Here is a 21,141-nt window from a genome sequence, read left to right on the forward strand (position 1 = left end):
CTAGCAGCGAGAGTTGAGGATTACGCCCTCGATTCTCACCGCTAGGACCCTCCGCCTCACTGCTAACCGGACTCAACTCTCAGCCTCAGCCTCTCAACTCCCAGGGCTCAGCGCTGAGCAGTCATCCCGCCATGGGTCGGGGGAACGGGCTCGGCGTCGCCAGCGCTTCCTGCGCGGCCGCGATGACCGACGCCGGCATGGGCCCCGTGCCGGCCCGCCGGGCTGCCTCCACCACCATCGAAAGCGCCCGGGCCTGTGCCGCATAGGCCGCAATGAGGGCGCCGCCGGCGCCAGGGGTGGTCATGATGTCGTGCGCCAGATGATCGAGGTGCTGGACCAGCGCCGCGCTCGGGGCTGGCACACTCGTCGCATCGGGACGATCGGCACGCGCGCCAAGGGCGCTCCCCTTTGGGGTCCCCTTGGAGGCGGCGCTCAGCCCCGGGAACTGGGAGGGCGCGAGCGCCTCCTGAATACGGCCATTGGTTGCGGCCAGTGCGGCCAACCGGCGACGTGCCACCTGCGACGACTCGAATCCCACGCGACTTCCTCGGAGAGGGCGGCTGGCAGGGCTGCGGCGGACAGAATCGCGACAGTACCCTTGACAGACACCGAGCTGTTACATAAATGCGACAGTGATGGCGATGCACAGCGTGCGGCTGAGCCGCATGCTGCTGTTGGTGCGCTGATTGGTGCTGGTGTTCCGGTGGTGCCGGCCGCGTTCCCGATTCCGGTCGCGCGGCCGTCGTACGCCGTCCGCAGTGACCGGCTGGTCGCTACGGTGTTCGTGCTCTCTTCCCCGCAGGACCCCGTTCGAGCTCTCCCCCTACGGAGGCTGGATGCCCGTCCTCACCCCGGCCGCAGATCGTGATCTCGCCGCGCGGGCCCTGGCCGAACTGGCCCGGACCACGCTCGATGAGCATTGGGCCGTCGCCGCCATTCCCGCCGAACGCCGTGCGCTGCTGCTCGAGCGCGCCGACGCCGCGGCCTTGCGCGACGGCGACGGACTCGGCGAACCGATTGCCGACGGGCTGGCCCTGCTGGGTACCGCCTACGAACTCGCGGCGCTCAGCCAACTCGACGCGGCCCTTCAGCCCACGCCCAGTGCCGCCAGGGATCTGGCGCAGGCGGTGCTGGCGCTGGGGGCGGCTCGTGCCTTTCGGTGCGCCGCAGCCCTGCGCCCACCGCTCGACGACGGGGAATCCGCCGTGAAGTGGGCGCTCAAGCTGGGGGCGCTGGCGCTCGTGAGCCGGCAAACCGACAGCTACGTACGCTGGTGGGAAGCCCGGGCCCACATCGCCGAGACCGTGCAGCGGCTGGCGCACCGGCTCGAACAGGAGCCGTGGGAGCCGTACGCGCGCGGTACCCTGTGGATGGCCTGGCTGGGACTCATGGGCGCGCCGGTGGCGGTGCTCCCCGAGAACGCGGCGGACGAACTCCCCATGCTCTCCGCCACCCGCTCCCGCCTGGCCGCGTTCCGCGAACGTCGGGCCGACCACGACGTGCCCGGCGACGGACCGGTGCACAATGCGGCGGCGCTGCGCGCGCGCATGACGGAGTTCGCCATCCGGCATCTGGCCGACGCCACCGAGCTGCTCACGGTAGCGGTGCTGAGACGGACGCTTCCCGATGTAAGTGCCGAATTCAAGCTGCATCTGAGTGCAGCCCGTTCGGCGATGGCGGGCGATCATGGGCAGGACGTCCTGCTGGCGTGGTTGCAGGCTGCCGGCGTTACGCTGGCAGGCGGCGTGACCGCGCAGCTCGAACTCCCAGGATTCTAGTCCGCGCCGTGCCGCCCTTGGCGGCACGCCAGACCCGATATACGCGACGACCGGTGCTGCCCACCGGGAACGCCACGCGCCCCCCACCCAAGGGGATGATGTCGGCCATGAGGGCGCCAAGGGCGCGCCGGGCCTCGAGAGAGGCCGCCGTAGCAGCCTCCACGTCCGTCTCCTGTTCGGCGTCGATGCGATACCAGGCGACGCCGTGGTCGCCCTCCGATCGCACTACGTAGCGGTCATCATCCGTCCAGAACGCACTGATTCGGTCCGCACGCTCTTGCGTGTGGATTGGCAGGCTTGTGATGGGCGCAAGCTCCATCGGACCGATTGGCGCGTCAATGGCGACGACGTGCATAGCTCTATTCCGTGAGGGGGCAGGAACGTGACCATCGATTTCCCGAAGTGAATCGCGTCGTCGATGGGCGGGGATGTTATGACGATCCAGGCGCCCACGCAATACGCCGCTTGCACCCTAACTTATTGACATTGTTGTAGATAGGTGTGGGAAAGCGTGTGGAAAACCACGTAAGTCGCTGTTTGGGCCACACCTGGGCGGCGTTCTGGTGTGGATAAACGGCTTCGTGATGCCTCGCCGTTTTTGGGCCGCGGGGGGCAGTTTGTCCACACATGAGCGGCTCACAAAACTGCTCTTTTCTTGTTTGCCAACACAAACTTTCCGTCACGGGGCTTGTGCCACTCCTGGCCCGTGGCGTAACGATCGAGTTCGCTCAACGGACACGTTCGGACCGCCGGGAATAGACTCAGGCCGCCTTTGTCACAGCACGTGCAGGGATCGCGCGGCAGTACCCGCGCTGCTGGCGGACGGCAGGGCTAGCCCCCATAGTGGCGATACTCACCCGTTCTGCCATTGGAGCCCTCATCGTGTCCATCGAACCGCGCATTGGATTGCTCGTCGGCCGGGAATGGTCCTTCCCGCCCGCCTTTCTCGACGCCGTCAACCGTCGCCAGAGCGGCGTCTCGGCCGACTACATCAAGCTCGACGCGACGCGCATGGGGCAGCCCGTGCCGTACACGCTCATCATTGACCGCATCAGCCACGAAGTGGGCTTCTACCGCACCTTCCTCAAGCATGCCACGCGCATGGGGGTAACGGTGGTGAACAACCCGTTCATGTGGTCGGCCGACGACAAGTTCTACGATGCCACGCTGGCCATCCAGCACGGGGTCGCCCACCCGAAGACGATGGTCCTGCCCAACAAGGACTACATCCCCGGGATCTCCCATACCGAATCGCTGCGCAACCTCTCGTATCCCCTCGACTGGCGCGGGGTGGCCGAGCACATCGGCTTTCCCTGTGTGCTCAAGGATGCGCACGGCGGCGGGTGGCGTGACGTGTACGTGTGCCATTCCATGGAAGAGCTGCTGCAGCACTACAACAGCAGCGGGCTGCTGACCATGGTGGTCCAGGAGTTCGTGAAGTGGGACGCCTACGTCCGCTGCATGGTGCTGGGGCGGGAGCACGTCCTGCCCATGCCCTACGATCCGGGGCAGCGCCGGTACATCCCCGACCCCGGGTACCTGGGAAAGGAGCTGGAGGACCGGTGCGTGCGCGACGCCCTCACCCTGTGCCGGGCGCTGGGCTATGACATGAACACGGTCGAGTTCGCCGTGAAGGACGGCATTCCTTACGCGATCGACTTCATGAATCCGGCGCCGGACATGGACATCAACTCCCTGACCCCCAGCTACTTCGACTGGGTGGTGGATCATATGGCCGACCTGGCGATCCGTCTGGCCACGGCGCCGCGACCCGTTCTCGCCACCGCGGAAGGGGCTGGCCCCATCATCGGCGCTCCGCCCGCGCCTGCGCCTGCGCCCGCGCCTGCGACCGCCGCCTCCGCGGTGTCCACCGCCCCGGCATCGCGAATCACAGAATAGCAATGTCCACGGCAACTGTCGCGCGCTACCACGATACGCTCGCTGCCGGCACGCTCGCGGCCGACTCCGCAGCGGTGTTGACACAGCAGCTTCGTGATCAGGGGCTGTTCTTCGGCGAGCGGCCGCTCTGTGGCGTGCTGCGGCCGCGTTTCCTGTCGCTCGCCGAGTATCAGCTGCTGGGGCGGGCCTGCGCTCTGGTGGGGTCGGCCTTCGAGAAGGTGCGCGTGGCGGCCATGGCGGACGCGGCATTGCGGGCGCACTTCGGCCTGACCAGCTGGGAGGAACAGGTGATTCATGCCGATCCGGGCTTCCGGACGGCCAGCCCCACCTCGCGGTTGGACGCGTTTTTCGTGTCCGGGGCTGGGCCAACCGGCCTCAAGTTCACCGAGTACAACGCCGAGACGCCGGCGGGGGCCGCCTACAACGATGCGCTCTCGCGCGCCTTTCTGGCGTTGCCCGGTATGCAGGCGTTCACCCGTGAGCACATCGTGCTTCCTATTCCCGCCGCCGCCGGGGTGGTGGATGCGCTGCTGCAGGCGTGGGCAGAATGGCGGGGCACCCGGGAGCTCCCGCAGGTGTGCATTCTGGATTGGCGCGACGTGCCCACCTACAGTGAATTCGTGCTCTTCGAGCGGGAGTTCCAGGCGCGCGGGATCCCGGTCTTCATTGGCGATCCGCGTGACGCCGAGTATCGGAATGGGCAGCTCACGGTTGCCGGCCGGCCGGTCACGTTCATCTACAAGCGCGTCCTCATTGACGAGCTCGTTACCCGATGTGGCCTGGATTCGCCCGTCGTTCAGGCGGTGAGAGAGCGTGCGGTGTGCATGGTCAACTCCTTCCGTTGCAAGCTCTTGCACAAGAAAGCCTCACTCGCCGTGTTAAGTGATGAGCGGCAGGCTCGGCTTTTCACCGCCGACGAGCAGGCTGCGGTGCAGGCCCATGTTCCGTGGACCCGTGTGGTGGAGGCGCGGCACACGCAGTATCGCGACAGTGCGGGGGGGGAGCAGACGGTCGATCTGCTCCCGTTCATCGCGGCACGGCGGGAGTCCATGGTCCTCAAGCCCAACGATGAGTACGGCGGCAAGGGGATCGTACTGGGGTGGACAGTGGATGATGCCACCTGGCAGCGGGCCATCGAGACAGCCCTTGCCGAGCCGTATATCGTGCAGGAGCGGGTGGACGTGCCCAGCGAACTCTGGCCGGCGATGGTGGACGGGGCGCTGCACATTGGCGAGCGCATGCTCGACACGGCGCCGTTCCTCGCCAACGGCACCACGGTGAACGGGTGTCTGACCCGCATTGCCACGGATCCGCTCCTCAACGTCACGGCGGGGGGAGGTTCGAACGTCCCCACATTCCTGGTCGAGTCGCGCTGATGTCCGCTGATATTCCCTCGTACCGCCCCACGATCGGGCTGACCACGCAGACGCTGCATTCCATAGATGGCATTCCGCCGGCGCTCCCCTCCAGCTGGGTCATGAATCAGCGGTACTTCCACGCCGCCACGGCGGCCGGCGCCGTGCCGTGGATGATCCCGCTGCTCGATGACGATCTCCCCACGCTGCGTGCCATCTACGAGCGCCTCGACGGGGTGCTCATCCCCGGCGGCGTGGACATCAACCCCGCCGAGTACGGCGAGTCGGTGCGCCCGGAGTGTGGAAATCTCGATCCGGCACGTGACCTCGTGGAACTGCAGCTGGTGCGCTGGGCCATCGCCGAGGGCAAGCCGGTCCTCGGGCTCTGCCGCGGCCTGCAGATCATCAACGTCTCGCAGGGCGGGACCATGTGGCAGGATCTGGCCTCACAAAACTCTGCCTTCCACAAGCACGATTTCTTCCCTACCGCGGGTTTCGAGCGCGACCATATCGCGCACGAGGTGACCGTGGTGGAGGGGAGCCGGTTGTCGCAGATGCTCGACTGTGTCCGCTGCCCGGTAAACAGCATGCACCATCAGGGCATCAAGACGCTCGGCCGCGACCTGCTGGTATCCGCCACCGCCGACGATGGACTCATTGAGGCCATCGAAGGGCGGAACGATGGCTTCTGTATCGGGGTGCAATGGCACCCGGAGGTGTTCGAAATGACCGATCCGCAAACGCGGCAGCTGTTCGGCGCCTTCATCGACGCAGCGGCCACCTGGTCGGCTGCCAACCAGCCGATGTCCCATGCGCCCCGCGTGGGCGTGGGGGCGCCATGAAGGGACCTACCCTCACGGTCGGCATCGAGGAAGAGTACCAGATCATCGATCCGGTCACGCGCGACCTGTCGCCCGGTTTCGATTCGCTGGTGCAGAGTGCCTTTGCCACCGAAGCCGACGTCAAGGCCGAGCTGCACCAGTGCCAGGTGGAGATCGGCACCAAGCCGTGCGAATCCATTGCCGAACTGCGCCAGGAGCTGGTGAAGTTGCGCGGCCTGGTCATCCGCGCCGCCGGCGAGCAGGGACTGACCATCGCCTCGGCCGGCACGCACCCGTTCTCCAACTGGATGAACATGGAAATGACGCCGAAGGAGCGATACCTCGGCGTGAAGGCGGAGTTGCAGGATCTCGCGCACCGGCTGCTGATCTTCGGCACGCATGTGCACGTGGGGATCGAGGATCAGGAGTTCCGCATCGACTGCCTCAACGCGGCCCGGTACATCCTGCCGCACATCCTCTGCCTGTCCACCTCCTCGCCGTTCTGGTTCGGACGCAACACCGGGCTGCATTCCTACCGCAGCATCATCTTCAAGAACTTCCCGCGTACCGGCGTGCCGCGCATTCTCAATGGATGGAGCGACTACGCCGACCTCGTGGATACGCTCACGAAGACGCGTTCCATTCCCAACGGCTCGAAGATCTGGTGGGATGTGCGCCCCCACCATCTCTATCCCACGCTCGAGTTCCGCGTGTGCGACGTGAACACGCGCGTGGACGAGGCGGTGTGCATCGCCGCCATGCTGCAGGCCGTGGTCGCCAAGATGTGGAAGCTGCGCCGGGACAACATGACATTCCGCGTGTATGCCTCCGACCTCATCGAGGAAAACAAGTGGCGCGCCGTGCGGTATGGGCTGGGAGGCAAACTCATCGACTTCGGCAAGAAGACGGAGCTCGAGGCGCCGGTGCTCATTCGCGAGCTCATCGAATGGTTTCTGGATGACGTGCTCGACGAGCTCGGCACCCGCAAGGAGGTCGAGTATGCCTTCCGCATCATGGAGGAGGGGTCGAGCGCACAGCGGCAGTTGGCCACGTACGCGCGTACCGGGGACCTTCGCGCTGTGGTGGACCAGCTCATCCGCGAGACCGCCGAAGGCGTGTGCGAGCCAACGCTCGGTCCGCCGCTCGACACCTTCGAGCGGCCGGTGAAGGCCGTCTCGGCGGCGCGGCTCACGCCCGGGAGCAATCCGTCGGCACGGGGACAGTCGATTCCCTGACGGGATGAACCGCTCGCTATTGCACCGGAGTGCCGTTAGCGTCTCAGGATAGGCACCAACGCCACTCAAGGTGGCGGTCCCGTGCGCAGCTGCGGCACGATCCGCCGTCCAATCGCCCAACGGTACAAGATATGGTGGAACCGGTTGTTCCCCGCGCCACCGGCCGTGACGGGCAAGTGTCCGCTGCAAGCTTGCGGTTGCGCGCGCTGTCCACCCTGAGTGGATCGCTCACTGATGCGTTGACGCCGGAGATCGCTGCCAACCTCATCGAGCGGCAGGCGCTCACGGCGTTGGGGGCAACCGGCGCCGTCGTGGTCACGTTGGGCCACTTTCCCCCGCTCCCCGGACAGCCGCCAGCACGTCCCGGCCCAGCCGCTCGTCTGCACGTGGTACACTCCGTCGGGGTGGACACCGAGGTGAGTGACATGCTGGAGTGGCGAACGCTCGATTCCCCGTTGCCCTTCGCTCAGGTTGCCCGTACCGGCGAGCCCCTGTTCTTCGATGTCGACGAAGCGGAACGGCAGTTCCCGGAATGGGGGGCAAGTTTGCGTCGCGCCGGAGGCCAGGCTGCCGCCGTGGTGCCGGTGTGGGCGAATGGTGAACTGCGTGGGGTCCTGGGGCTGACGTGGCCCCATGTGCCCGTCTTCGACGAGGATGAACGGGCCTTCGTGACCACCCTCGGCATCATGTGTGCGCAAGCCATCATGCGCGCGCATCTCAAGGTGGCCGAGCGGGAGGCGCGGGAACGCGCCGAGAAAGCCAACCGCGACAAGGCCGAATTCGTGGCGAACGTAAGTCATGAACTCCGGTCACCCATCAGCGCCGTGATGAACTACGCGGAGGTGATCGCCCGCGGTGCCCAGGACGGAAGCACCGACGCCTCACAGCATCGGCTGAACCGCATGCACTCGTCGGGCCGGCATCTCATGTCGCTCATCGACGATCTGCTGGCGCAGGCACGTATCGATTCAGGCGTGGACCAGGTCCGACTGGAACGGGTGAACCTTGGCGAAGTGCTGAAGGAAGCCATTGCCATGACGCGTCCGCTCGCGGAGCAGGCGGGAATGGATGTGGTGTTCACGCCCGCGCCGGGCGCGGTGGTCCTGCAGACCGACCCCGGCAAGGTGACGCGGATTGTCGTGAACCTCATCACGAATGCCATCAAGTACGCCCACCGCGGCGTCGTGCATGTTGCGCTGGAGCGGCCTGACGCCCCGTCGCTGGCCCACGTGCGGGTAACCGTCCAGGACGAAGGGGACGGGCTGGCCCCCGCGGATCGGGAGCATTGCTTCGAGCCGTTCTGGCGCAAGAGCGCGCTGGTTGGGGAGAGGCCTCAGCCCGGGTCGGGGCTTGGGCTCAGCATTTCCCGGCAGCTGGCCCGACTCCTGGGCGGAGATCTCATCGTCGAGGATACTGGCCCCCTTCCGAGTACCACCTTCATTCTCACGCTTCCGTTTATCCCGCCAGCACCGCGTTCCGGCGCGTAAGCGGCCGTCGCCGCCGTCGCCGCTGCCGCGATCAGGGATCGGTGGCCAGCCCGCGCAGGTAGCTGCCGACCATCTCCGCCATACCCGGGCGGGTATAGACATCCGGTCGTCGATCGGTCATGACCTGCACGATCACTGCGGCCACTTCGTCGGCGCTTTGCGAATTGGGGAGCGTGTGCGAGTCGGGGCCGCCGTGCAGGGCGTTGCTGCCGAAGGCGGTGCGCACCACGCCCGGGCTCACCAGCGAAAACTGAATCTCCGGGTGCGTCTCCTGCACTTCGGCGCGCATGTTGGTGGTGAGCGCGTTGAGGAAGTGCTTCGAGGCGCTGTAGGCCGAACGGAAGGTGGCCGTGGGCACCCGCCCCAGCATGGACGACACGTTGATGACGTGGCCGCGTCCCACGAGACGGAAGTGCGGGAGCACCGCCTGCATGCCGTAGAGCGCGCTCTTCACGTTGACCCGCATCATGTCGTCGATGTCGGCATCGGTGAGTGCCGATGGCGCGCGCGTGATGCCACGCCCGACGTTGTTCACCCAGACGTCGAGGCGGCTGAAGCGGGCAAGGGTGGTGTCGACGATGTCGTCGACCTGCTGCCGTACGGTCACGTCGGCCGCGACGGTGACCACGTCCGGGGAGCCCAGCGTGCCGGCGAGGGCGCGGAGCGGCTCGGCGCGTCGGGCCACCAGCACGAGGTGGTGGGTGGGTGCCAGACGGGATGCCAGCGCCGCGCCAATGCCGGAGCTGGCGCCGGTGATGACGACCACGGGCCGGGCAGGAGGAGTGGGGGACATGCGCTCAATGTTAGGGGGGAGGGGAATACCCGAGGTTGCCCCTCGGACAATTACGAATGCCCCCCGCATGACCGCGTTGCTAGGATCGGTCATGCTGCTTTCCCGAACGATTCCGACGCCGCCGACTCTTGCCGGGACGGCGCAATCCCGCCGCCGACGGGCGCGCCATACCGTTGCCACGCTGGCGGCCTTGGCCACACTTACCGCCTGCGAAGGCGAAGCCGACCTCACCGGCCCGGGCAGTCTTGGTCGCGAGCCGGCCCTCAACGAAGTGGTCACGACCGCGCCGCTCAACGCCAGCAGCAACGACACGCTGGTGTACTTCAGCTTTGCCACCGGTGGGCTGGTGCCGCGCAGCACCGATTGGGACCTGGCGCTCCGCCGGTTCGAGGTACGGCTGGCCTCTCCCGCCACCGGTGCCAGCAAGACGGTGCTGGGCTTCACGCTGGCCAACAATCAGAACGCCACCGCGCCGCAGGTGCTGGCATTCACTCCGGCCAACACGCTCGCGGCGTTTGACGCGCTGCGTGACGCGCAGGTGCCAGCCGACAGCCTGTTCGTGACCGATCGCCTGGCCGACAATCCGCAGGGGCATATCGTGCTGGGTGGTGTTCCCGTGGCCAACGCGGGCCAGTTCTGGAAGATCCGCCTGGCCAACGGGCAGTTCGCGGTGTTCCGCAACGCCGCCATCGGGTTCAACCGCACGCGCGCCACCGACTCGGTGGTGTTCGAGTCGCGGCTGCAGACGGGGACGGCGCTTGGGGCCGTGCAGCGACTGGTCGTCGTGCCCGGAACGACCACACGGGCGATCAGCCTCTCCACCAACAGTGTCGTCACGCCCAACGGCTGCAACTGGGATTTCCAGTTCAACCCGGACCCGACGCGCCTGGCCATCACCGTGAACACGGCGTGCAACGTGGGCACCAACCCGGGTGGCGCGTCGCCAACCTTTGCGGCCGTGACGGTGGCCAACGACGCGCCGCAGTACGTGCCCTTCCTGTCGCAGCTGCTGGGCCCCATCCCCAACTCGATCCTCGATCCTCGCGCTCCGTTCCGCTACGACCTCACGGGGCAGCAGCGTCTGCACCCGGCATTCAATACGTACTTCGCCAAGGTCGGCACGCGGGTCTGGAAGTTCCAGCTCATCGACTACTACAGCGCCACGGGAGCCGCCGGATTCCCGACCATCCGCTACGCGCGCATCCGTTGAGTTTCGCTCGGTGAGTCGGTTTGGCGGGGGGCAGGTGCTGCGGGCGGTCGCCGTCGCGGCGGTGGGACTGGGGCTGGCCGCGCTGCCGGCTGCGGCCCAGGTCCGCGGCGTGGTCGTCTCGCGCGCCGACGGTGCCCCGGTTGCGTCGGCGGAGGTGCGTCAGCTGCGTGGGAACGTACGGCTGCGCAGCGACGGCGAAGGGCGATTCACCGTGCCCTCGCGCGCGGGCGACACGCTGCTCGTGCGGATGCTCGGCTACCGTGAGCAGCGCCTGGTGGTCACCCCGGAGCGCCTGGTGGGTGAATGGCGTATCGCGCTCGAGCCGCTGGCCACGGTCCTGCCGGTCTTCACCACCACCATGGGCCAGCGGGTCATCCGTGCCAGCGAATCACCACGCAGCGTCACGGTGGTCGATCGCCGGGAAATCGATGCGGTGGCGGCCGTGTCGGCCAACCAACTGCTGCGGCAACTGCCCGGCATGCAGGAACTGCCGGCGCCCCCCAGCAAGACGAGCATCTCCATTCGCGGCTTCGACGATTCGCGCGTGCTCGTGCTGGTGGATGGTGAGCCGGTGGCGGGCTCGCTCGTGGAAAGCCGCGACATCGGGCGGCTCAGCACCATTGCCGCCGAGCGGATCGAAGTCACGAAGGGCCCCAGCAGCGTGGAGTTTGGCAGCGACGCACTGGGCGGCGTGATCAACATCGTGCAGGCCGCCCCCACGCGCACGCTCACGGTGGACGGCGTGGCGCGACAGGGAGAACTCGGGCGCGAGGAGGCCTCGCTCGGCATCAGCAACACGTCGGGGCGGGTCGGCTATCGCGTGAACGGTGGCTGGCGACAGAGCGATCGGGTGACCGGCTACAATGCGGCCGGCTCCACGTTCAACCGCATCTTCGACGTGCGCAGCGATGTGCGTGTGGCACTCGGCTCGCAGTGGACCGCGCGGCTCGACGTGCAGGGCTCCCAGGAACGCCAGCGGTTTCCGCTCGATGCCAGCTTCAACGGCTTCATCGACAATCGCGGCGCGCAGGGATTCGCCGAGGCCCAGGGCCCGGCGCTGGGCGGCCACCTGCGCGTGCGGTCGTTCCAGCAGCGCTTCCGCTACCAGTACCGTCAGGCCCGCGGGCTGCTGCCCATTCGCGGCTCTGCCGATTCGGTGGAGCAGCAGGAGCGGCAGCAGCGGTACCTGGTGGCGTATACCACGGTGGTCGGGCGTCATGCCCTCGACCTCGGGGTGCAGCATTCGCGGCGCACGCTGGTGGCTCCCGACAAGGTCGATGGTGACAGCGCGCGGGAAAACATCAGCGAAGTGTTCGTGCGCGATTCATGGACGATGGGCAACGTGCTGCTCACCGCCGGCGCGCGGTACACCGCGAGCACCTTGTGGGGGAGCACGGCCAATCCGTCGGTGGGGCTGGCGTGGCAGGCCACCCCGGCCCTGCGCTTTCGCAGCAATGTGGCGCGCGGCTTCCGGGCGCCCGGCTTCAAGGAGATTCGCTACACGTTCTTCAACCCGGCAGGGGGGTACGAGATCGTGGGCAATCCCGATCTGCGTCCCGAAAGCTCGGTGAGCGGCAGTGCCGGCGGGACGTGGGCGCCGTCGCGGCGCTGGTCGCTGGATGTGGAAGCCTACCGCAACGACGTGAAGGATCTCGTCGATTGGAGCTATCGTGGTGACAACGCCGCCGGCTTCCAGACCTACGCCAACGTGAACGTGGCCCGCGCGCGCACCCAGGGTATCGAGACCAACGCGCGGGTGAATCTGCTGGGGGCCGAGTTCAGCGTGGGGTACGACTACCTGCGGGCGCGCAACCTGTCCAGCGGGCTCCCCCTCAATCGTCGGGCCAGCCATACGGCGCGCTTCCGTGCGTCGCGCGAGTTCGGGGTGCTGCAGGGGCTCGCCGGCGATGTCTCGGTGCGCTACACCGGCGGGGCGCCGCTCGTGGGGATCCCCGCCGGCGCCCCCATCACCGGGCCGTTCTCCACGGCGCCCGGGGTCATCGGCCGCCAGGGCGCCCTGCTTTCGGTGGATGCCCAGTGGCGGTTGCGCATCACTCCCACCGCCACCTTGTCCGTGGGCGGCAACAATCTGCTGAACCAACGGCCGGCGCTGTGGACGCCGGCGTTCGACCGGCAGCTCTTTGCCGGTCTGCATATTCACTGGGCCGCGCTCAACTGATTCGCCGCCGCGCGTGGCGCTGCCGTGCGCCGCAGCCTGCGTGTCGCCGGGCGGTTACAACGGCGCCAGCAGGGCGTGATCGCTGTCGGTGCGCAGGGTGAGCACCGCACGCGCCAACGGTTCGGGGAACTCGTGTGGACGCACCTCCTCCGGTGCCTCGTTCGGCACGTCGGCGTTGAACAGCCGGACGACCAGCGAGGGGCCCTCGCCTTCGACCGTGCCGCGAAAGGACGCGGTGGCACCGGTACGCCGGTGCGTGGTGCGCACCTGCCACTCCGGTTCCCCAGCAGTCACCTGCACGTCGAACGTTCCCACACGTGATGGGGCACCGGACACGGTGGCGCTGGCCGCGGCCATGGCCCCGGCGGCCACGCACAGCGTGGGATCGCGGTGCGGGAGCGCCTCCCGCACGAACACATCGCCGGCACTCGGCGCGTCGGGACGGCCGTTGGTGGCGGGGGCCAGCCACTGCACGAACTCCGGGGTGAGTCGCGCCGCGGCGCCACTCAGCTCGAGGCAGCGCGCGGCATAGCGCAGGACCTGACGCACCTCGATGCGATCCACCTCGTCGAAGAACCAGGCACACGAGGTGAACAGTCGCAGCGCCGCACGCTGCAGTTCCAGCAGTTCACGACCGCGCCGCACCTCCGCCGCGGTCGCCCCGGCGCGCATGACCTGTTTGGCGAAGGTCTCCAGCAGGGGGCCGTCGGCGGCCACCACAGTGCCGTACCGGTCGCGCACGCTCCACGGATCGTCGACGAACAGCGTCGCGCCCTCGTGCTCGAATACGGCATGCATCTGGGCGGCCAACTGCTCGAGCGCGGCGCGCAGGGGCCCGCGCCACTGCTGCAGCGGCGGCTTGCCGCCGTCCAGACGACAGCCGCAGTTGCTGCGCCAGCGCTCCACGCCATGCGCGCAGCTCCACGCCGACGGGGAGACGAGCTGCACGTCGTGTATCGGCGCGTGGTTGGCCACCAGGGTGGCGGCGTTGGTGAGCCGGGTGCCCGACTGTCGCGAAATGAGCGCCAGCGCTTCCAGCAGCACCGAGTCGCCCGACTTGTGATGATGCCCGAACGTCTCGCCGTCGGTGGCGAGCGTCGTGCCGCGCGGCGCCTCCAGCGTCTGACCGCGATAGGGCATGAAGCGTTCCGCGAGCGCATACGCATTGCGCAGCAGGCCGCCAAACGCCACGTCACCGGCCAATGAGCCGTCGTACGGCACAATGGTGAGTGCACGCCCGGACGCGCCGCGTCCGGTGGTGGCGCGCCAACGGACCGGCATGCCCTCCCCCTGATGCCCGTGCAGCTGATACGGCGCCAGAATCGTGAAGGCGATGCCTTCGGCGGCCACCGCTTCCAGCGTGGCCTCATCGGCCGCACACTCCGGCAGCCACATCCCCTCCGGCTCACGGCCGAAGCGCCGCCGGAAGTCGCGAATACCCCAGCGGATTTCCGTCAGCCGGTCCCGTGGCGAGGCGAGGGGCAGGATGACATGGTGATACGGTGCCGCCATGGCATTGCCGTGGCCCCAGCGTTGCACGCTCGCGGCATCGCCGGCGATCATGGCCTGCATGGTGTCGGGGGCCTCGCTGTCGAGCCATTCGCACAGCGTGGCCCCCGCATCGAACGAGCACCACGCATAGAGATTCACCACGCGGGCCAGCCCGGAACGGGCGTCGGCATCGCGGGCCACGGCGCGCGGATCACGACGAAACGCCTCGGCACGCCCGAGTCGCGCGTAGCACTCGCGATTGATGCGGCTGTTCCAGTCGTGGTCGGGAGCGGCCGACGGTTCGCCCGGCACCAGTTCCAGCCACGGATCTTCACGCGGCGGCTGGTAGAGGTGCTGGTGCACGATGAGGTGGTGCGCGGCCTCGCTCATGCGCGGTGACGCGCGAGGTCGGTGGCGCGACGATAGACCTCGGCGTAGCGCTCGGCCGAGCGTTGCCAGCTGAAGTCGCGGCGCATGGCCGCCTGCATGCGCGGACGCCACGCGGCCGGATCGTGGAAGCGCGCGAGCGCCCGCGAGATGGCCCGATCGAAGGCCGCGGGTTCGAACGCGTCGAAGAGGAACCCGGTGGCATCATCCTCGACGGTGTCGGCAATGCCCCCGACACGTCGGCCAATGGGCAGTGCCCCGTAGCGCTGGGCCCGCAACTGCGTGAGGCCGCACGGTTCGTACTGCGACGGCATGAGGAACATGTCGGCACCCGCCATGAGTCGGTGCTCGAGCCGGTCGGTGAAGTCGAGTTGCACCCCCACGTGGCGCGGACGGGCGCGCGCGAGGGCAGTGAGCGCCTGTTCGTATCGCGGTTCGCCGGCTCCGAGGAACACGAACTGGGCATCCAGCGTCCACACGAGGTGCGAGTTGAGCATCAGGTCGAGTCCCTTCTGCTTCACCATGCGTCCCGTGAAGCCGAAGAGCGGCGTGCGCTTGCGCTGCGGCAGCCCGAAACTGCGCTGCAGCGCCGCCTTGCAGCGCGCCTTGTCCGTCGGATCGACATCGCTGTACGGCGCCGTGATCTGGTCATCGGCTGCCGGATTCCATACGGCCTGATCGATCCCGTTCACGATGCCGGTGAAGCGGTTGCCCAGCCACAGGAAGACCTCGTGCAGGCCGAAGCCACCGTCGGCCGTGCGCAGTTCCGTGGCGTGGTTGGGGCTGACCGTCACCACCATGTCCGCGTGCGTGAGCCCCGCCTTGAGGAAGTTCACCTGGCCGTACCATTCGGCGTGGCGGAAGGTGAACAGCTCCGGAGGAATGCCGCAGTCGTTGAGCGCAGTCGGGGGGAAGTGCCCCTGATAGCCGCCGTTGTGCACGGTGAGCACCGTGGGCGTGCCGGCAAATCGCTCCCGCAACTCCGCATAGTGGCGCAGGTAGAGCAGGGCGAGCGAGGCGTGCCAGTCGTGCGCGTGCACGAGCACGGGTCCCGCAACGAGCCGGGGAATGGCGTCGAGCACCGCGCGCGAGTAGAGCGCGAAGCGGCGGGCATTGTCGGCGTAGTCGCGTCCGCCTTCGCCGTACAATCCGCTCCGCGAGAAGGCGGACGGAATGTCGACGAACACCACCTTGGGCCCCTTGGGCGCGTGGACCTCGCGGAAGAAGCGCACCTCCTCGCGGCGGAAGCCGAGGTCGACGGCAAGGGGGCGGCCAAGCGGCGCGAGATCGGGCGCGAAATCGCGCACGGTGCGGTAGAGCGGCAGGAAGACCACGACATTCGCGCCGCCCTGCACCTGGACATTGGCCAGTCCCATGACCGCCTCGGCCAGGCCGCCGGAGCGGGCGAAGGGGCTGTACTCCGCCGTGAGGTGCACGATGGTGGGCGCTCCCGATTCCGGAGCGCGCACCAGTGGCGAGCCCCAACTGGGCGTGGGCTTCATGGGGGAGGTCATCGATCTATTCTAGCAGAATCCCGCGCCGATTCCCGGAACTGGTGGTGAATCGACGCGGGAACGCACATCAGGCCACGGTCTCGGTCGTCACGACGCCGGGTCAGGCGAGTGGCGGATCGTCGGGGAGGGAATCCCCAAGGATGGCGGGGGCGTAGTAGGCGCGCGCGTACTGCTCCACCATGCGCCGCGCCGTGAACTGCTGGCCGCCCACACGAATGGCGTGCTTCATCATCGTGAGCCAACGCCGGGGCAGCTCGTTCTTGTCGCGATCGTAAAAGCGCGGGACCACGTCCTGTTCGAGCAGTTCGTAGAGACGATTGGCCGTGTTCATGCCGCTGTCGTCGTCCACGTCGGGCTCGATGGCCCAGCCGTTGTTCCCCTCGAAGCCCTCCTCCCACCAGCCGTCCACGGTGGAGAGCTGCGGCACGCCGTTGAGCGCGGCCTTCATGCCGCTGGTTCCCGACGCCTCGAGCGGCACCCGCGGCAGGTTCATCCACAGGTCCACGCCCTGCACCAGCAGGTGGGCCAGGTGCATGCCGTAATCCTCCACGAACGCCACACGCCCCTCGAACTGCGGGTCACGCGTGAACTGGTACACGTTCTGCAGCACCTGCTTGCCCGGAGTGTCGGCCGGGTGCGCCTTGCCGGCGAAGACGATCTGCACCGGCCGCTGCGTATTGGTCACGAGGCGCCGCAGCCGCTCGACGTCACGGAAGATGAGGTTGGCGCGCTTGTACGTGGCGAAGCGCCGCGCAAAGCCGATGGTGAGCGTGTTGGGGTCGAGCAGCGTGCCGGCGCCCACGAGCTGCGTGGTTTCCATCTGCCGCGCTGCAAAGGCTCGCCGCGCCTCTTCCCGCACCATGCGCATCAGCGTGTTCTTGAGGCGCGAGTGCGTATACCAGAGCGTTTCGTCGTCGAGCGTGAGCACCTGCTCCCACAGCGCCGGATCGTTGCTGTGTCCCCACGCCGGCCCGAGATGCTCATCGAGCATCTTCATGATCGGGGTCGCCATCCACGTGGCCAGGTGCACACCGTTGGTCACGTGCCCCACGGGAATCGACTCCGTGTCGCGGTTGGGCCAAAGCGAGCGGCTCATCTCGCGCGTCACGATCCCGTGACGGCGCGACACCGCGTTGACCCGCCGCGACAGCCGCACGCTCGCCGCCGTCATGTGGTACACGCCCGATCCGGATTCCGGGTGGAAGCCGATGCGCAGGAACGTCTCGGCGTCGATCCCCATCTCGGTCCAATACTCGTTGGCGCACTGCCGCACTTCGTCCACCGAGAAGTGGTCGTGCCCCGCCGGCACCGGGGTGTGCGTGGTGAACACGCTCGCATTGCGCACCTGCTTGACCGCCTCCCGGTACGCCGTGCCACCCGCACACAGCTCACGCACGCGCTCGACCATCATGAAGGCTGCATGGCCTTCGTTGGCGTGCCACGCCGCCGGGTCGATGCCCAGGGCACGGAGCGCGCGCACGCCGCCCACCCCCAGCAGCCATTCCTGACGGAGGCGCATGGCCGGTCCTCCGGAATACAGCTTGGAGAGCAGGGGCCGGTCCTCGGGATGATTCACCTCGAGGTCTGAATCGAGCAGGTACACCGGCACGCGTCCCACCTGCATCTTCCACACGCGAATGTGAATGTCGCGTCCGAACGTGTTGACGGTGACCAGGTGGCGCGCGCCGTCGCGGCCGGGGAGCGGTACCAGCGGCACCCCGTCGAACTCGATGCGCGCGTCGCTGTCCTCCTGCCAGCCATCCACCCGGATGCGCTGGTCGAAGTACCCGTTGCGGTAGAGAATGCCCACGGCCACGAGCGGGACGCCAAGATCCGACGCCGTCTTGAGGTGGTCGCCGGCCAGCACCCCCAACCCACCGGAATAGATGGGGACCGAATTGTGGATACCGAATTCGGCACAGAAGTACGCCACCGGCCTGCCCCGGAGTTCGGGGAACGTTCGGGCGTACCACGTGTGCTCGTCCGAACGCTCGGCCGCCAGCCACTGCATGGCGCGGTCGTAGCGGGCGCAGAACACCGGGTCGGTCGCGAGCTCGTCCAATCGGCCGGGCTGGACCAGCTGCAGCAGCCGGATCGGATTGTGGCGGGTCCGGTTCCACAGCGACTCGTCGATGGACTTGAACAGCGAGCGGGCGTCGCGGTTCCAGCTCCAGGCGAGGTTCTGAGCGAGCTGGGCCAGGCCGGCAAGGCGACCGGGGAGGGTGCCCGGTGTCTGCACGAAGGGAATCTGGGGCGCGTCGACGAGGAGTGTCATGAGCGGTAGTCTTTGTTTCTGAAAACGGGGCCTGTGCAGTTTAGCACCCCTGCACCGGAATAGTATGCCCTGTACGCAGGGTGTGGACAGGCACACCGGGCGCGGCTAGTGTCGGAACGAACCCGTGACACAGGGCATCCCGTCTTCTCCGAGCCCATGCCAGCACGCCCCGCGCCTCCCTCCCGTTCGTCTCGTGTCGCCTCCTCCGGCCGGAGAAAGGCTGTCGATGTCTTCAAGTTCGGCGGGGCGTCGCTGGCCGATGCCGCTGCGGTCCGGCACGCCATCGACCTTATTCTGACGCCGCGCCCCTCCCCCGTGGTCACCGTCGTGTCGGCGCTGGCGGGGGTAACGGACGCCCTGCTGGCCATGGCCGAGTCTGCCCGTACCGGCGACTTCCGGGCAGCCGATGCTGCGGTGGACCGTCTCGAGGCCCGGCATGTCGCCGTGGCGGAGGGCATCATTCCCACCCGGCGCGCCCGCGCCGCGCTGGTGAAGGAGCTGGAGGAGGCGTTCGCCGAGCTGCGGACCCTCGCGCACGGCGTCGCCAGCCTGCGCGAGCTTACCCCGCGCACCCGGGACTTTCTCGTGGCGCGGGGGGAGCAGCTGTCCGCACGGCTGGTGGTGGCCGGGATGCAGGCCCGACGCGCCAAGGCCCAGTATGTCGAGGCGGCGGAGCTCATCGTCACCGACGGCGTCTTCGGCAACGCCTTCCCCGATCTGGCCGCAACCGACCGGCGGGTGCGCGACCGCCTGGCCCCGCTGCTGCGCCGGCGCGTCATGCCCGTGGTGCCGGGCTTCGTGGGGGCGAGTCCCGACGGCGCCCTCGTCACGCTGGGGCGCGGGGGCAGCGACCTCACGGCCACCGTCCTCGGGCGGGCCCTCAAGGCACAGCGCATCACGCTCTGGAAGGATGTGCCCGGGCTGATGACTACCGACCCGCGCCTCGTACCGAGTGCCCGTATCGTGCCGCAGCTCAACGTGCGTGAGGCGGCCGAGCTGGCCTACTACGGCGCCAAGGTGCTGCACCCGCGCGCCCTCATTCCGCTGGCGCGCATTCAGGTGCCGGTGTTCGTGCGCCCGTTTGCCGAGCCGGACGCCCCCGGCACCGAAATCAGCACGCGGCACACGTTGCAGCGCTATCCGGTGAAGGCGCTCAGCATCGTGCGCGGCCAGGCCCTCGTAACCGTCACCGGCAACGGCATGCTCGGCGTGCCGGGTATTGCGGCGCGCACCTTCGCGGCGCTCCAGCAGGCGGGCATCAGCGTGACCCTCATTACGCAGGCCAGCTCCGAGCACAGCATCTCGTTGTGCGTGCCGGCAGAACGTGGGGCGCAGGCCCGCACCGCACTGGAGGACGCCTTCGCGCTCGAAGTGGCGCGTCGCGAACTCGAGGGCGTGGAGGTGCAGGGCGGAATGGCCACGCTGGCCGTCGTCGGCCTTGGCATGGCGGGCTCACCGGGCATTGCCTCGCGCATGTTCTCGTCGCTCTCCGGTGCCCGTGTGAACATCGTGGCCATTGCCCAGGGGTCGAGTGAGCTCAACATCTCCGTCGTCATCACCGAAAAGGACGCCGAACAGGCGGCGCGCGCGGTGCACGACGAGTTCCAGCTCGACAAGATTGGCGGCGGCGGCGTACGCCATGACGATCGCCTCGATGTGGTGCTGCTGGGAGTCGGACAGATCGGTCGCGAGCTGCTGCGCATCCTGCCGCGCACGCGCCGTCGCGTGAAGCCCACCATTGTGGGACTCATCGATCGCAGCGGGTACCTCTTCAACGCCGATGGCCTCTCGGCCAGGCAGCTGCTCAACGCGGTGACGCTGAAGGAACAGGGGGCATCGCTCATGGCCATCCCCGGCGCCACCAAGGCCACCGCCCCCGAGGCGGTGTCGCAGATTGCGCGGCACGCGCTGTCGCGTCCCGTGCTGGTGGACCTGACCGCCGATCAGACGTTACCGGCCATCCGGAAGGCCATCACGGCCGAATGGGACGTGGTGCTGGCCAACAAGAAGCCGCTCTCCGCATCCCGCGTGGAGGTGGAGGCGCTGCGGGCGCTGGCCACCCAGCACGGTGCCCGCATCCTGCACGAAACCACCGTGGGCGCCGGGCTGCCCGTCATGGACAGCTACGCCAAGCTCGTGGAGACCGGCGACAAGGTGCTGCGCATCGAAGGGTGCACCAGCGGCACCCTTGGCTTCCTGCTCACGGAGATTGGCAAGGGGCGCCCCTTCAGCGAGGCGCTGCGCGACGCCATGGCCCGCGGCTACACCGAACCCGATCCGCGCGACGACCTGAGCGGCATGGACGTGGCGCGCAAGGCGCTCATTCTCGCGAGGCTCATCGGTTTTGCCGGTGATCTGTCCGATGTCACCGTGGAGAGCCTCGTGCCCGAGGCCTTCCGCGCCATGCCGGTGGCCCGCTTCAAGGCCACGCTGGCTGATCAGGACGCGGCGTGGGCCGCGCGGCAGGCCGCGGCCACGCGGCAGGGGCGTGTGCTCCGCTACGTGCTGCGGGCAACACGCACCAGGGTGCAGGTGGGGTTGCAGGCGGTCCCCCCGTCACATCCGCTGGCCGGACTGCGCGGCACCGACAATCAGATCGTGTTCACCACGATGCGTTATCGCGAGCATCCCCTCGTGATCACCGGCCCCGGGGCAGGTCCTGCGGTGACCGCCGCCGGGGTGCTCAACGACATCCTCCAGCTTACCCCGGCCTGACG

Annotated in this window: 14 protein-coding genes; 9 read left to right on the forward strand and 5 right to left on the reverse strand. The window is 68.1% G+C overall.

Features of this window, described 5'->3' with window-relative positions:
• Nucleotides 1-121 precede the first annotated feature (121 nt).
• Complete coding sequence (locus LW840_RS06975) at nt 122-538, reverse strand: hypothetical protein (RefSeq protein ID WP_291263685.1); 417 nt, start codon at nt 536-538, stop codon at nt 122-124.
• A 298-nt stretch (nt 539-836) separates the two neighbouring features.
• Between LW840_RS06975 and LW840_RS06980 the strand changes: the two genes are divergently transcribed.
• The 6 genes from LW840_RS06980 to LW840_RS07005 all read left to right on the forward strand — a co-directional run bounded on the left by LW840_RS06980 (nt 837) and on the right by LW840_RS07005 (nt 8,575).
• Entirely contained in the window at nt 837-1,778 is a 942-nt protein-coding gene (locus LW840_RS06980) for a hypothetical protein (protein ID WP_291263686.1), read from the forward strand.
• A gap of 843 nt (nt 1,779-2,621) precedes the next feature.
• Nucleotides 2,622-3,677, forward strand: a complete 1,056-nt coding sequence (locus tag LW840_RS06985) for a hypothetical protein (protein ID WP_291276696.1) — start codon at nt 2,622-2,624, stop codon at nt 3,675-3,677.
• Between the two features lie 2 nt (nt 3,678-3,679).
• Nucleotides 3,680-5,053 carry a hypothetical protein gene (locus LW840_RS06990; RefSeq protein WP_291267948.1) on the forward strand — a complete coding sequence of 458 codons (1,374 nt, stop codon included), beginning with the start codon at nt 3,680-3,682 and terminating at the stop codon, nt 5,051-5,053.
• Entirely contained in the window at nt 5,053-5,874 is an 822-nt protein-coding gene (locus LW840_RS06995) for a gamma-glutamyl-gamma-aminobutyrate hydrolase family protein (RefSeq protein WP_291261410.1), read from the forward strand. The genes LW840_RS06990 and LW840_RS06995 overlap by 1 nt, the downstream gene beginning before the upstream one ends.
• Nucleotides 5,871-7,088, forward strand: coding sequence for a carboxylate-amine ligase (locus LW840_RS07000; protein WP_291267949.1), 1,218 nt, complete (start codon nt 5,871-5,873; stop codon nt 7,086-7,088). Before LW840_RS06995 ends, LW840_RS07000 begins: the two co-directional genes overlap by 4 nt.
• A gap of 176 nt (nt 7,089-7,264) precedes the next feature.
• The gene (locus LW840_RS07005) at nt 7,265-8,575 is read left to right on the forward strand and encodes a GAF domain-containing sensor histidine kinase (protein WP_291276697.1); all 1,311 of its coding nucleotides are present in this window, start codon (nt 7,265-7,267) and stop codon (nt 8,573-8,575) included.
• A 31-nt stretch (nt 8,576-8,606) separates the two neighbouring features.
• Here LW840_RS07005 and LW840_RS07010 read toward each other — a convergent pair whose 3' ends face one another.
• Nucleotides 8,607-9,368 carry an SDR family oxidoreductase gene (locus LW840_RS07010; protein ID WP_291267951.1) on the reverse strand — a complete coding sequence of 254 codons (762 nt, stop codon included), beginning with the start codon at nt 9,366-9,368 and terminating at the stop codon, nt 8,607-8,609.
• 91 nt (nt 9,369-9,459) lie between these two features.
• Here LW840_RS07010 and LW840_RS07015 point away from each other — a divergent pair, with 91 nt between their 5' ends.
• Nucleotides 9,460-10,578: an HmuY family protein gene (locus tag LW840_RS07015; RefSeq protein WP_291267952.1), complete on the forward strand. Its 1,119-nt coding sequence runs from the start codon at nt 9,460-9,462 to the stop codon at nt 10,576-10,578.
• 10 nt (nt 10,579-10,588) lie between these two features.
• On the forward strand, nt 10,589-12,757 hold the full coding sequence (locus tag LW840_RS07020) for a TonB-dependent receptor (RefSeq protein ID WP_291276698.1): 2,169 nt from the start codon (nt 10,589-10,591) through the stop codon (nt 12,755-12,757).
• Nucleotides 12,758-12,811: 54 nt separating this feature from the next.
• Here the strand turns inward: LW840_RS07020 and LW840_RS07025 are convergent, their stop codons facing one another.
• The 3 genes from LW840_RS07025 to glgP all read right to left on the reverse strand — a co-directional run bounded on the left by LW840_RS07025 (nt 12,812) and on the right by glgP (nt 18,424).
• Nucleotides 12,812-14,638, reverse strand: a complete 1,827-nt coding sequence (locus LW840_RS07025) for a DUF3536 domain-containing protein (protein WP_291276699.1) — start codon at nt 14,636-14,638, stop codon at nt 12,812-12,814.
• On the reverse strand, nt 14,635-16,149 hold the full coding sequence (locus LW840_RS07030) for a glycogen/starch synthase (RefSeq protein WP_291267955.1): 1,515 nt from the start codon (nt 16,147-16,149) through the stop codon (nt 14,635-14,637). Before LW840_RS07030 ends, LW840_RS07025 begins: the two co-directional genes overlap by 4 nt.
• A gap of 100 nt (nt 16,150-16,249) precedes the next feature.
• The gene (glgP, locus tag LW840_RS07035; RefSeq protein WP_291267956.1) at nt 16,250-18,424 is read right to left on the reverse strand and encodes an alpha-glucan family phosphorylase; all 2,175 of its coding nucleotides are present in this window, start codon (nt 18,422-18,424) and stop codon (nt 16,250-16,252) included.
• A gap of 156 nt (nt 18,425-18,580) precedes the next feature.
• Here glgP and thrA point away from each other — a divergent pair, with 156 nt between their 5' ends.
• Nucleotides 18,581-21,139, forward strand: coding sequence for a bifunctional aspartate kinase/homoserine dehydrogenase I (thrA, locus tag LW840_RS07040; RefSeq protein WP_291276700.1), 2,559 nt, complete (start codon nt 18,581-18,583; stop codon nt 21,137-21,139).
• Nucleotides 21,140-21,141 lie beyond the last annotated feature (2 nt).

It is taken from the genome of Gemmatimonas sp. (genome assembly GCF_021298855.1).
GTDB lineage: Bacteria > Gemmatimonadota > Gemmatimonadetes > Gemmatimonadales > Gemmatimonadaceae > Gemmatimonas.

What these genes read in the sequence shown, in the direction of transcription:
- thrA (WP_291276700.1), top strand. Translation starts at nt 18,581, where the DNA reads ATGCCAGCACGCCCCGCGCCTCCCTCCCGTTCGTCTCGTGTCGCCTCC.
- LW840_RS06980 (WP_291263686.1), top strand. Translation starts at nt 837, where the DNA reads ATGCCCGTCCTCACCCCGGCCGCAGATCGTGATCTCGCCGCGCGGGCC.
- glgP (WP_291267956.1), bottom strand. Translation starts at nt 18,424, where the DNA reads ATGACACTCCTCGTCGACGCGCCCCAGATTCCCTTCGTGCAGACACCG.
- LW840_RS06995 (WP_291261410.1), top strand. Translation starts at nt 5,053, where the DNA reads ATGTCCGCTGATATTCCCTCGTACCGCCCCACGATCGGGCTGACCACG.
- LW840_RS07010 (WP_291267951.1), bottom strand. Translation starts at nt 9,368, where the DNA reads ATGTCCCCCACTCCTCCTGCCCGGCCCGTGGTCGTCATCACCGGCGCC.
- LW840_RS07030 (WP_291267955.1), bottom strand. Translation starts at nt 16,149, where the DNA reads ATGACCTCCCCCATGAAGCCCACGCCCAGTTGGGGCTCGCCACTGGTG.
- LW840_RS07015 (WP_291267952.1), top strand. Translation starts at nt 9,460, where the DNA reads ATGCTGCTTTCCCGAACGATTCCGACGCCGCCGACTCTTGCCGGGACG.
- LW840_RS07025 (WP_291276699.1), bottom strand. Translation starts at nt 14,638, where the DNA reads ATGAGCGAGGCCGCGCACCACCTCATCGTGCACCAGCACCTCTACCAG.
- LW840_RS07000 (WP_291267949.1), top strand. Translation starts at nt 5,871, where the DNA reads ATGAAGGGACCTACCCTCACGGTCGGCATCGAGGAAGAGTACCAGATC.
- LW840_RS06990 (WP_291267948.1), top strand. Translation starts at nt 3,680, where the DNA reads ATGTCCACGGCAACTGTCGCGCGCTACCACGATACGCTCGCTGCCGGC.